Raw genomic sequence first — 12,343 nt, 5'->3', positions numbered from 1 at the left:
CCCAACCACAGAGACTGCACATGAAGCGAGATTTTCTGAGCATTGCCGACTGGTCCACCGAGGACATTTGGTCGTTGTTCACGCTCGCGCGCGAGCTGAAAGCCAAGCAAAAGGCGGGTGTGCCGCATGCCTATTTGGCGGGCCAGACGCTGGGGCTGCTGTTCATGAAACCCTCGACGCGGACGCGGGTGTCGTTCGAAGTCGGCATGTTTCAGCTCGGCGGCCATGCGCTTTATCTCTCACCTGCCGAAATCGGCCTGGGCCAGCGCGAAGCCGTGGCCGATGTGGCGCGCGTGCTGTCGCGCTACGTGGACGGCCTGATGGCGCGGCTGTTCGATCATGCGCATCTCCTCGAGCTGGCGCAATACGCCAGCGTGCCGGTGATCAACGGCCTCACCGATCTGCTGCATCCCTGCCAGATTCTGGGCGACATGCTGACGATTCTCGAACAGCGCGGCCATTTCGATGATCTCGTGGTGGCCTATATCGGCGACGGCAACAACGTCGCCAATTCCTGGATCAACATGGCCTGCAAGATTCCGCTGACGTTTCGCATTGCCTGCCCGGAGGGCTATGAGCCGGATACCGCGATCGTCGCGCGCGCACGCGCCGCCAACGTGGGCCGCATCGAGATCGTGCGCGACCCCGCCGCCGCCGCGGCCGGCGCCGACATTCTCTACACCGATGTGTGGGCGAGCATGGGGCAGGAGGCCGAAGCCGAGCAGCGGCGCCGCTTGTTCAAAAACTATGTCATTGACAGCCGGCTCATGGCGGCCGCCAAGCCGGGCGCGAAATTCATGCACTGCCTGCCGGCGCATCGCGGGGAGGAAGTGACCCACGAAGTCATGGAAAGTCCGGCTGCGATTATTTTCGACCAGGCGGAAAACCGGCTGCACATTCAGAAAGCCATCCTCGTCACCCTGATGGGCAAACGCCAATGAGCGAACTGCCTCCGCCAACAGCGGCCGGCCCGACAACCCTCACGCTCGTTCGCTATGACGAAAGCCACCGGCAGCTTTGGGATGAATTCGTCTGGCAATCCAATCAAGGCACGCTGTTTCACACGCGTGCCTTTTTTGCGTATCACCCTGCCGGCCGTTTTGTCGACGCCTCGCTGCTCTTCTTCAAAAAGGGCGGGCTGTGCGCCGTGTTGCCGGCCGCGCAAAGCAGCCACGCCGGCCGGATCGTGCTGCGCTCGCATCCCGGCGCCTCGTTTGGCGGCTTGGTCACCCCAGCCTCCCTCGCCGTGCAAGAGGTCGACCGCATCGTGACGCTGCTGCTGGCCCACTGCCGCGCGCAGGGCCTGGCCGGTGTCGAAATCACCCTGCCGCCGCAAGCCTATTTCAACCATCCCAACAACCATCTCGACTATGTGCTGTGGCAGCACGGCTTCCGCTATCGCAAGCGGGAAGTCACCAGCATCATTCCGACCGATCTGTCGCCGGAGCAATTGCCGCGCGAATTCGGCCGTGCCGTGCGGCGGGCGCAAAAGCGCGGCGTGACGGTGCAGGAGAGTGAGGATTTTGCCGCCTTTCACGCCCACTTGCGCAGCCACATGCTGGCGCGCCATCAGGTCGAGCCTACCCATTCGCTGGAAGATCTGCAGCGGCTGCGCATGCTGCTGCCCGATGACCTCCGCCTCTTCACCGCCCTGCTCGGCGCAGAGATGCTGGCCGGCACGCTGCTCTTCCGGTGCAATCGCCGCGCGGCGCTCGCCTTCTACTATCTCAGCCAGCGCGAGGGATTTCGGCAATATCACGGCTTCGAATTGCTGATGTTCGAAGTGTTGCGCTGGTGTCGCGCGCAAGGCCTGCAAGCTCTCGATTTCGGCACGTTCACGTTGAATTCCCAACCGAATTGGGGGCTGGCAAGCTTCAAGGAAAGTCTCGGCGCGCAGGGCATTTTGCGGGATACACTGTATCTGGAATTGGACTAGAATTCTTCGGAGCGCGGCAATTGCCGCAGTCAAATTCTACCGCATTTTCTGGACGGATGCAGTGAACCTCGTTGCCCGTCATTCTGCAGGAATCAGCCTGCAGGAAAATGCAAAATCAGCCGGCCAGATATTGCAGCCATAGGGTTTTTCAAATGCGTGCGCAGGAATCGAAGTCTTGCCCCCTCGTGGGGCACTGTGGCAACCGCGAATTTGTTGGCTTTGAGAGCCGCCCACAAGGGGCCGGGACTACAAACCTGCTCATCCAATTGAAAACCGCTGCACGTTTGCAATAGGTTGTGAAGAGTGCGTTTTCACACAGGCTGAATCATCCCCAGCAGAGCATCGCATCTGCAATCGGCGAACCATTCGAGCGCCAGGGAAAAGGCCTACAGCATGACATTAGTTGCCCCCACGACCTGAGGCATTCCGGGCCGGGCGATTTTTCTCTGGCATTTGGCATGATGTTGTCTAGATTTCAATGCGCATTGAACTCGACAACGTGTGATCAAGCTTGCAGAGGCCATGCCTTCCTTCCGCCGTATCCTTCATCTCGCGCCGTTCAATACTTCGGGCGTTCCGATCACGTGCGTGCGCGCCGAACGCCGGCTGGGCTGGCACAGCCGGTTGATCACGCTCGGCCGCGATCCGCGCGGCTATGAAGAAGACATTTGCCTGGAGCTGCCGTTGTTGGATTTTGCCGGTTTGCGTTGGGCCAAGAGGCTGTTCTCCGCTCCCGGCCGCCTGCAGGTGACCAACACCCGCGCCGCGACGCACCCGAGCCCGCCGGTGTGGCAGCCGCACACGCGGCCGGAAAAATGGCTGGTGCAGTGGCGCGAATGGCTGTGGACGCCGAAAATCCGGCGCGCGCTGGCAGCGGTTGATTTCTGGAATTTCGATCTCTATCAACTCGACGGCGGCGTGGAGTTCTATCGCGACGGCCGGCTGGTGCAGGAACTCAAACGACGCGGCAAAACCATCATTTGCCTCTACACCGGATCGGATCTGCGCACGCGCGGCCTGGTGCCGGCGGTTGACCGCCAGGCCGATCTCCGGCTGACGCTGGAATTCGACCATCTCCTGCTCGATCCCGGCCTCCATCATATCTTCTTTCCATTCGAGTTCGAGCCTTATCCCATGCGGCCGGTGAAACCATCCGGCCCGCTGGTCATCGGCCATGCGCCCACCAATCGCCGCGCCAAAGGCAGCGAGTTGATCATCGCCGCCGTGCAAAGCCTGGCCCATGAATTTCCCCTTCGCCTGGAGTTGATCGAGGGCGTGCCGCATGCCGAAGCCATGCGGCGCAAGGCGGAATGCGACATTTTCATCGACAATCTCGGTGAGCTGGGCTATGGCGTCAATGCGATCGAAGCGCTGGCGCTCGGCCTCAGCACCTGCACCAGTTTGATGCCGGGATTCAGCGCGCGCTATCCCGATCATGGCTTCGTCGAAATTACGGCGCAGAACCTCCTTGACAAATTGCGCTGGCTTTGCCGGCACCCCGGGGAGCGCGTGCGTCTCGGCCGCCGCGGCCGCGCGTGGGCGGTGGCCCATCATGGCGCGGAACAAGTCGTCCGGCATGTTCACGATCTCCTGCACGAGCAGCGGCATGCGCATCCTGTTCATCAATAGCATTCGCATGTTTGGCGGCGGCGAAGTGTGGATGCTGCGCACGCTGCAAGCCCTGCAGGCTCGCGGCCATCACGTGTGGCTGTGTTGCCGGCCCGCCACCGCGCTGGCGGCGCGCGCCGCGGAACAGGGGATTCCGCTCAAGCTGCTGTCATTCCGCAGTGACTTCGATCCGCTGCAGATCTGGCAATTGGCGCGCTGGATGAAACGGCACCACTGCGACGTGGTGCTGACCAACATGGACAAGGAGCTGCGTCTGGGCGGATTGGCCGCGCGGCTCACCGGCGTGCCCGCGATCATTCCGCGGCGCGGCATCGACTATCCGCTCAAGAATCGCTGGCGCTATCGCTTCGCCTACAACGTGCTGGCCACCCATCTGCTCGCGAATTCACAAGCCACCAAAGCCGCACTCTTGCACAATGCGCCCTGGCTGGCGGCGGATCGCATCAGTGTGATTTACAACGGCATCGATCCCGCGGAATTTGCCGCGGCCGACGGCACCGAGCTGCGGCAAAAATGGAACCTCCCCGCCGGCGCGCCCGTGCTCGGCTTCGTCGGGCAGTTGGATGAACGCAAGGGCATTGCCGTGTTGCTCGCGGCGTTCGCGAAGATCCTGCCGCAGGTGCCCGCGGCGCGGCTGGTGCTGGTTGGTGAAGGCCCGCTGCGCGCAATGATCGAGAATCAAATTCAGCAGCAGGGCTGGCAAAATCATCTGCACTTGGCTGGATTCGTTGACGACATTCCGGCGGTGATGGCGGCGATTGATGTGCTGGCGCTGCCCTCGTTTTGGGAGGGCTTCGGCTTGGTGTTGATCGAAGCCATGGCCGCGGGCAAGCCGGTGATCACCACCAACCTCAGCAGCATGCCCGAGATTGTCGAGCACGGCCGCACCGGTTTTCTCATTCCGCCGGGCGAGGCGGAGGCGCTGGCCGCACGTGCCTGCGAATTATTGCAGAATGAGGGCCGGCGCCGCGCTTTGGGCGCAGCAGCGCAGCAGCGCGTGGCCGAGAAGTTCACGCACGCCGCCATGCTGCAAAAGCTGGAAGAGCTGTTTGCGCGGGAAGCGCAGCGCAAAACGCGGTCATGAAATGGCTTTTGACCAGTTGGGGGCGTGTCTATCGGCTGGAAATGTTTTGCTGTTGACCAGAAGATTTCACTGCCAACGTTTATCAGGCCGGCACCTGAGATAACTTGACGTCACTGAAAGGTATCTGGGAGAATCCATTCGTGCATTGGTGGAATCGCTTCGAACAATTCTTCAAACGCCGTGGCCTGGCGTTGCTGGAAAAGTGGCTGGCAGTCGAGGCGCTGGCACCATCCCGGGTTGAGCTTGCCGCAATTCGCCGCATCCTGGTGATTCGGCAACACGATTATCTCGGCGATTTTTTGCTGGCGACGCCGGTGTTGCGCGCGCTGCGCGAACATTTTCCGCAGGCGCATCTCGGCGCGCTGGTGCGCCGCTACACCGCCGAAGTCGCCCGCCACAATCAATATCTCGATGAAGTGCTGGTGTTCGAAGAACACGGATGGAATTGGACCCCGGCCCGCTTCTGGCGGCTCTGGCGCCAGCTTCGGCAAGGGTGGGATCTGGCGATCGTCTTGAACACAGTTTCCCATTCGCTCACCAGCGATGTGATGGCCCGCCTCAGCCGCGCGCGCTACTGCCTGGGCAGCGAGGAGCGCGTGTTTCCCGGCTGTTCCCGCAACTTTTTCTACCATCTCAGCGCGCCCTCGGCCGGCGAGCAGCGCCATCAAACCGATCGCAATCTCGATATCGTGCGGATGCTCGGCATCGACACCGCCGATCACAGCGAAGTGATGACGCTCACGCCGGCGGATCGCGCCTCCGCAGCCGACTTCCTGGCGCAGCACGAGATTTCTCCAACTGACCGCGTGGTGGCGCTGCATCTCGGCGCCGGCAAGCGCGACAACCGCTGGCCGCCGGAGAATTTTGCGGCCCTGGCCAATGCGCTGCATCGTGAATATCGCGTGCGGGTGCTGGCCGCCTGGGGGCCGCAGGAAACCGAATTGGGCGCGGCCTTCCTGCGCCAGCTTTCGTTTTCGCCGACCGTGGTGACAAATGTCGCGCTGCGGCAGTTGGCTGCGCTGCTCGCGGCTGCCGACGGCTACGTGTGCAACGACACCGGTGTCATGCACGCCGGCGCGGCGGTGGGTGTGCCGCTGGTGGCGATCTTCGGGCCGACCGATCCCACCTTTTGGAAACCGAAAGGCGAGAAGTTCATCGCGCTGCGCGGTCACAGCGGAGAATGCGCCAATGTCGGACCGGAACAAGTGCTGCAGGCGTTGTTGCGGCTGGTGTCACCGCCTTTGCCGGTCCGCCACGAGTATCGCGCGACGCCGGCACAGAGTTGAGCGGCATCCATCATGACAGAAGCCATCAAAGCATTTTCGGTTCATCGTCTCAGCCGCGGGACGCTGCATGCGACAAGCGACTTGCTCGCGGTCGAAGAGCCGCTGGAGATCCGCTTGAATGAACAGCCGCTGGCCGTGGTGATGCGTACGCCCGGCGATGATTTCAATCTCGCCTGCGGCTTTCTGCTCACGGAAGGTCTGCTCACCGGCGCCGACGGCCGCCTCGTGCCGCTGCCCGGCATCGATTGGGCGCGCGACGAATTCGGCCTGCCGATTCCCAACGTTGTGGTTTGCATGCTGGCCTCCCTGCCCGCCGCAACGGTTGCGGCGGCGCAACGCCGCCTCTATGCCACCTCGAGCTGCGGCATTTGCGGCCGGGCCTCGCTCGAGCGCATTTTTTTGCAGGCGCCCAGTTTGCAGCGCCATTTCACCCTCACGGCAGCGGCGCTCAATCAACTGCCGGAAAAGCTCGCCGCGGCGCAATCGCATTTTGCCCGCACGGGCGGCTTGCATGCCGCCGCTTTGTTTTCCGACGCCGGTGAGCTGGTGAAAGTGTGTGAGGATATCGGCCGTCACAACGCGGTGGACAAAGCGTTGGGCTGGGCCCTGCAGCAGGGGTTTTATCCACTCACCGATTTCGGACTTTTGGTGAGCGGCCGGCTGAGTTTTGAAATGGCGCAAAAAGCGCTGTTGGCGGGCATTTCTTTGGTGGCGGCGATCAGCGCCGCCTCTTCCCTGGCGGTGGAACTGGCCGGCGCCGCGGGCATGGCGCTGGCCGGCTTCGTGCGCGGCGAGCAGGCGGTCATTTATGCCGGACACGAGCGGATCATCCGCTGACGGCCTCATTCCTCAACGGCGGAGCACGCACGCGTGAATATCGTTTTCATTGAATCGTTCTACGGCGGGTCGCACAAGGCCTTTCTCGACGGATTGATGCAATACAGCCGGCACAGAATCATCCCCGTCACCTTTCCCGCCCGCTTCTGGAAGTGGCGTATGCGCACCTCCGCGCTTTACGTTGCGGAAACCTGCGGCGAGGCGCTGCGCGCTTGCGATCTCATCGTGGCGACGGACTTGATCAATCTCGCGGAACTAAAGGCGCTCACCGGCTATCGCTGCCCGGCGATTCTGTTTCTGCACGAAAATCAAATCACCTATCCCACCCCGGAAGGCGAAAAACCGGAAGTCGATTTGGGCCTCGTGAATCTCGTGTCGGCGCTCGCCGCGGATTTATGCCTGTTCAATTCCCATTATCATTTGCGGGAGTTCGATCAGGCGCTGCGCCAGCTCGTGCTCACCATTCCGGAATTCGTGCCGGAGCATGCCCGCAACCTGATCGCCGCCAAATCGCGGGTGGTGTACATGGGGCTGAACCTCTCCGACTTCCCCCGCTCCAACATTCCCATGAATCCCGTGCCCATCATCTTGTGGAATCATCGCTGGGAATTCGACAAGCAGCCGGCGGTCTTCTTCAATGCCCTGTACCGCCTGGCGCAGGAAGGTTGCGATTTCCGCCTGATCATTCTGGGCGAGAATTTTCAAGTGCACCCGCAGGAGTTCATCATTGCACGGGAACGGCTGGGCGAACGAATTTTGCGCTATGGCTTTGTCGAGAGTGTGGAAGACTACATCCATTTCCTGTCGCGCTCGGATATCGTCGTGTCGACCGCCATTCAGGAGAATTTCGGTTTCTCGGTGACCGAAGCGATGTATTGCCATGTGCTGCCGCTGCTGCCCGACCGGCTGAGCTACCCGGAAATTTTGCCCTCGAAATTCCACGCCCAATTTCTCTATGAGTCTCCGGCAGAAATGGATCACAAGCTCCGCCACTTGTTGCGCGAATACCGTAATCTCGATCATGTGCGCCGCGAATTGGCCGCGGCCATGGAAAAATTCACCTGGGCAAACCGCATCGACGAATTCGACACCATCTTTTCGGATCTGGTGGCGGTGCGCCAGCCGGCAAAACCTGGTGCTTTGTTACCCTGAATTGTACCAGTGCTTCCCCCTTGACGTGAGTTAAATTCCTGCCTTCTCTGCTGCAAATTCTGCCATTGCCGCGACCGGCCCTGGGTCTGACACGCTATTTGCAAGACCATCCTGCCAGCATTCAACTCCATGCCATGTGCCGCAGCCGGGCGGCGAGCTTACTCGCGATGCCGCAATGAATTAGCGTGACACAAATACGGAATCGTCGCTGGCTGCCGGCTACGGAATCGAATTTCAACATTGATGTTTCTGGAGGATCCCATGAAGAGATTATGGACGGTCATGGCTGTTTCACTGGTTGCCGCCGGTTTGCAAGCAGCGCCTTTCACTGCGCCGGCGAACTCGCCGCTGGCTCGCAAGGAGCATCCGCGGCTGTTTGTTACGGCGGAGGGCGTGCAGGCGATGCGCAGCCGCATTCAGAGCTACTACAAAAGCGATTTTCAGCAGTTCGTGAACGCGATGGACCAGTTCTACAGCGTCGCGCCCGGCAGCGGCACGCTGACGGAGTGGAACGAGCTGTTCGGCGCGGCGCGCTCGTTTGCCCTGCTCTCTCGCATCGATCCGGCAACCGTGCCCGGCATCACTGCCGGACATGGCCGGAACGACTACGGCCAAAAGGCAATCAGTCTGGGGTTATATATCGCGCAACGGCTGCCGAATGATTGGAGCGAGGCACATCATGGCTCCAAGAATCTCACCACTTCGGAAGGCGGCCTGGCAAGCCTGGCTTTGCAGGTGGTCTATGACTGGACCTTCGGGCTGGCGAGCCTGGAGCAGCGGCAACAGCTCGCCGATCGTTTGATCACCTTGTGGAACAATCGTTACAATTCCGAGAAGGTCAAGCTCGAGAATCACTATGCCGCCAACGTGCACGTCTATGCCGGCGCTCTGAGCTTCTATGGTGACACCGACTTGGGCGCCAGCTACACTGCCAAAGCGCAGGCGATGATGGACTCGTTTCAAGATGTTTTTCTCCAGCGCCAGTTGGGCGTGGCCGAGCGTCTGTTCGAAGGCTCGAGCGACTGGGTCGAGGGGGACTCTTACAGCATGGATGGCTACGTCGGCATCATGTTGCTGGCCGCCGCTGCCGGCAGCGCGATGGGAGAAAATTACTTCGCCACCAACGCCTGGCTGCATTATGCGCCCTACTATCTCTACTATCACATGATGCCGATGCCCTATCAGGGCGAGTACTATTTCAGCCAGCAAAACACCAGCACGGTGATGGCGTTTCGCAGTTCTTCCACTTCGATGGTGATGAACATCACGGCGGCCATGCTGCAACAGGCCGATCCCAATCTCGCCGGTTTTGCCGCCTGGTTCTGCGAAAAAAGTCCGTACGGCCTTGACGTCAATCAGTACGAGTACTACGACAGCCATCTTTTCGATTTCTTCTACAAATTCGTGTTCGGCACGCGGCACGTCGCCAAGAAGTCGCCGGAAGAAGCCGGCATTCCGCTGAGCGTGCATCTCGGGCAGGGCCACGCCATGCGTTCGGATCATGGCGCCAACGACGCCACGCTCGTCCAGTTCTACAGCCCGAAGTTTTGGTATGCCAACGGCCACAATGAAGAAGACATGGGTGCGCTCAACATTCACCGTTTCGGTTCGCTGGCGGTGAGCGCGGCCAATACCAAGAACGCCGGCGACGGCATTCCGCGCGTGCAAAGTGACGGGAAGGGCCTGGCGCTCAACAACGTCCTGGGTCTTGCGGGCGACCGCGCGCTCAGCCCGGAGATGGGCACGATCAACGACGGGCACGACACGCCGACAGATTTTGTCGAGGGCGCCAACACGCACATCGGCACGGTGGAGGCGCGCGAGTATGTTCCCGGCCTGCATGACTACGTCAATTACAACTACACACGCAGCTACAAGGGCGGCAGCAAGGCCAGCCTGGCGCGGCGCGCGGTGGTGTATCTGCGCGGCCCGGTGAACCATGAGTTTGTGGTGGTGATGGATCGCGTGCAGTCGGCGCAGGAAAAGTACTTTGTGCTGCACACTGTGGGCGATGTGGCGGCGGTGGAGGGCAGTTGGCAAAGCGCGGGCAGCGGCCACTGGACGGGCAGCGGCCGCACGTTCAAAGTGACCAACCGCATCGACAAGTCGCACGGGCAGATGTACCTCACTTCGGTTCTTCCCACCCAGGCCGCGGTCCACAAGTTCGGCGGCAGCGGCTATGAATGGGTGTGGGCCGACGGCTCGCGTCTCGATTATAGCGCGTCCTCCTTCACCGAGCTGGCCGGCTATCTGCTCAGCGATCACACCTTGCAGATCCGCTCGGCGCAGGGATTGTTCCTCACCGTCATGCAGCTCGGCGACGCCAACACCATGGGCGCGCCAGCCGCGGTCGAAAACATCTCCGGAGATAGCTACGCCGGTGTGTTGCTGGAGGGCGAGCGCGCCGTGATTTTCAGCCGCAACGAAACGCGGCTCGGCAATTTCAGCTACTCCTGCAAGAGCAACAAGACGGTGAAGCATCTGCTCACCGAGCTGAAGTCGAACCGCAATTACACGGTCAAGCGCGGCGGCACGCTGGTGGCAAGCGGCAGCACCGGCGCCCATGGCACGATTGCCTTCTCCGACAATCCCGGCGGCGAGGGGATCTATACCGTTGCACTCAGCGGCGCCACCGCAGTGGAGCAGCACGATTCCGCCCCCCTGCCGCACACTTTGCAGCTCGCCAATCATCCCAATCCTTTCAATCCGAGCACCACCATCACTTTTACCCTGCCGCAGGCCGGTCCGGTCAAACTGCAGATTTTCAACCTCGCCGGCCAGCTCGTGCGCACGCTGGTGGCGGAGGCGTTGCCCGCGGGCACGCATCAGGCGAGATGGGACGGCACGGTCGAGGGCGGCGGCCGGGCTGCCAGCGGTCTTTATCTCTCCCGCGTTGAAACCGCACAGGCAGTGGCCGAGAGCAAATTGCTGCTGGCCAAATAGCATCTGTCCAGAAATGAAGAAACCGCCCGGGCGCTTGGCCTCGCAGCGTGCACAAGTCAAACAGAACTCACTCTTGCGCATGACGAAGCGCCCGGGCGGTGGTGTTTTGGGACGGACACCAAAAAAAATCCACCAGCATGGGCAGCGCCTCTGGCGCGCATGCTGGTGGATTGCAGTCAGCTGAATCCGGCATGGCCGCGGTGATTACGGTGATTCAGTGGTGGGCGTGGGCATTGCGCCAATCACCCGATCGCTGGCGCGATCGACCGGCAACTCGGCCAGGCGACCCCACCTTCTCGCATCCACCCAGCGATGTCCTTCCATGAACAACGAATAGCGCCGTTCCCGAACCAGTTGATTCGTCAAGGCCGCGGCGTCAGTGAGATTCACTGCGGGCAGACCGGCAGCGGCACGCACCACGTTGAGGTCAGTCTGTGCCTGCCCGAGGTTGTTGAGCGCGAGATTGGCTTCGGCACGCAACAACAGCAATTCTTCATTGCGAATGATGGGCAGCCGGTCGGTCGAGCTGGCAGCGATGGTGACGCCCAGATCCGTGGTCAAATTGTCGAACGTGGTGGCAGCCGGACGGACGAACAGCTTGGTCACGAAGCGCTGGTCATTCGCCTCGGCGTCGGTTTTCAAACTGGGATGCCCCATCAGCTTGACAAAAGTCGCTGCCGGGTTCTCGAAGATCTCGTTGGTTTGATCGCCCAGTCCGGAGCCGTAGACATGATAGACGCCCAAATCCATCGCGGCGGCCGCATCGATGAACGAGGCGGCCAGTGCCTGCAACACCTGGTTGAAGTCGCCGCGATACGCCATCACCCGCGCGCTCAGCGCGCGATTGAATTTGGCGAATTGCGGCGGCGTATCGAAGCCCGTGAAGCCTTCCGAGAGCTGGAACGGAAAGGCCGCGCCGGCGGCTTGCAGATCGTTGTAGCCGTCATTGAGCAGATTGTGAATGGCCTCCAGCGCCTGATCGCGGGTGGTTAAACTTGCGGCCAGGTTGCCGGAGAAATCGAGCTTGATCCTGCCGTCGGTATAATTGGCGTTGAGCAAAAGCTGGTACGCCAACATGGTCTTGGCAAAGCCGTCCACCGCGGGCCCGGCATTGCGATCGAGCAGAAAACGGCAATTGGCGATGGTGCGATAGCGTGCGGACCACGGCCGGTTCACCAAAAAGCCGCCGGGATCGGGATTGCCGAAAAGAATTTCGCCGGTATAACGCGGATCGGCCGGCTCGAAATAGTAGATCTCACGGCCCAGCAGGCCGACAACGCGGAGGTAAATCGCCAAATCCACCCGCATGCCGGCCTCGACGCCGGTCACCAAGCTCTGGATCGTCACATCGTCCACGATCGGGGCGTTGGGGTTGGAGAAATCCAGGCTCTCGCAGCCCCACAGCAGCAGCGTGGCGCCCAGCAACGCGAGGGCGAGAGCGCGCCCGCCGGTTTTTCTTCTCTTCATCATAATCGG

9 protein-coding genes are annotated in these 12,343 nt (G+C 61.3%); 8 read left to right on the top strand and 1 reads right to left on the bottom strand.

The window, feature by feature from the left end; translation table 11 throughout:
• Positions 1 to 20: 20 nt before the first annotated feature.
• The 8 genes from argF (at position 21) to L6R21_24365 (ending at position 10,867) form a co-directional block, all read left to right on the top strand.
• A complete protein-coding gene (gene argF / locus L6R21_24400) occupies positions 21 to 941 on the top strand; it encodes an ornithine carbamoyltransferase (protein ID MCK6562352.1) in 921 nt (306 codons plus the stop codon).
• Positions 938 to 1,936 carry a GNAT family N-acetyltransferase gene (locus L6R21_24395; protein ID MCK6562351.1) on the top strand — a complete coding sequence of 333 codons (999 nt, stop codon included), beginning with the start codon at positions 938 to 940 and terminating at the stop codon, positions 1,934 to 1,936. The genes argF and L6R21_24395 overlap by 4 nt, the downstream gene beginning before the upstream one ends.
• Before the next feature lie 522 nt (positions 1,937 to 2,458).
• Positions 2,459 to 3,565 (top strand): hypothetical protein, encoded by a 1,107-nt coding sequence (locus L6R21_24390; protein ID MCK6562350.1) that lies wholly within the window; start codon positions 2,459 to 2,461, stop codon positions 3,563 to 3,565.
• Positions 3,489 to 4,649, top strand: coding sequence for a glycosyltransferase (locus L6R21_24385; GenBank protein ID MCK6562349.1), 1,161 nt, complete (start codon positions 3,489 to 3,491; stop codon positions 4,647 to 4,649). The genes L6R21_24390 and L6R21_24385 overlap by 77 nt, the downstream gene beginning before the upstream one ends.
• Before the next feature lie 104 nt (positions 4,650 to 4,753).
• Positions 4,754 to 5,935: a glycosyltransferase family 9 protein gene (locus L6R21_24380; GenBank protein MCK6562348.1), complete on the top strand. Its 1,182-nt coding sequence runs from the start codon at positions 4,754 to 4,756 to the stop codon at positions 5,933 to 5,935.
• A 12-nt stretch (positions 5,936 to 5,947) separates the two neighbouring features.
• Complete coding sequence (gene fdhD, locus L6R21_24375) at positions 5,948 to 6,772, top strand: formate dehydrogenase accessory sulfurtransferase FdhD (protein MCK6562347.1); 825 nt, start codon at positions 5,948 to 5,950, stop codon at positions 6,770 to 6,772.
• A 33-nt stretch (positions 6,773 to 6,805) separates the two neighbouring features.
• Entirely contained in the window at positions 6,806 to 7,924 is a 1,119-nt protein-coding gene (locus L6R21_24370) for a DUF3524 domain-containing protein (GenBank protein ID MCK6562346.1), read from the top strand.
• Positions 7,925 to 8,185: 261 nt separating this feature from the next.
• Positions 8,186 to 10,867, top strand: a complete 2,682-nt coding sequence (locus tag L6R21_24365; GenBank protein MCK6562345.1) for a T9SS type A sorting domain-containing protein — start codon at positions 8,186 to 8,188, stop codon at positions 10,865 to 10,867.
• Positions 10,868 to 11,071: 204 nt separating this feature from the next.
• On the opposite strand, the gene L6R21_24360 is transcribed toward L6R21_24365, so the two are convergent.
• The gene (locus L6R21_24360; GenBank protein ID MCK6562344.1) at positions 11,072 to 12,337 is read right to left on the bottom strand and encodes a RagB/SusD family nutrient uptake outer membrane protein; all 1,266 of its coding nucleotides are present in this window, start codon (positions 12,335 to 12,337) and stop codon (positions 11,072 to 11,074) included.
• Positions 12,338 to 12,343: the final 6 nt, after the last annotated feature.

It is taken from the genome of bacterium, from assembly GCA_023150945.1.
Taxonomy (GTDB): Bacteria; Zhuqueibacterota; Zhuqueibacteria; order Zhuqueibacterales; family Zhuqueibacteraceae; genus Coneutiohabitans.
The sequence above is the reverse complement of the archived record's forward strand: the minus strand, read 5'-3'. Positions and strand labels throughout refer to the sequence as shown.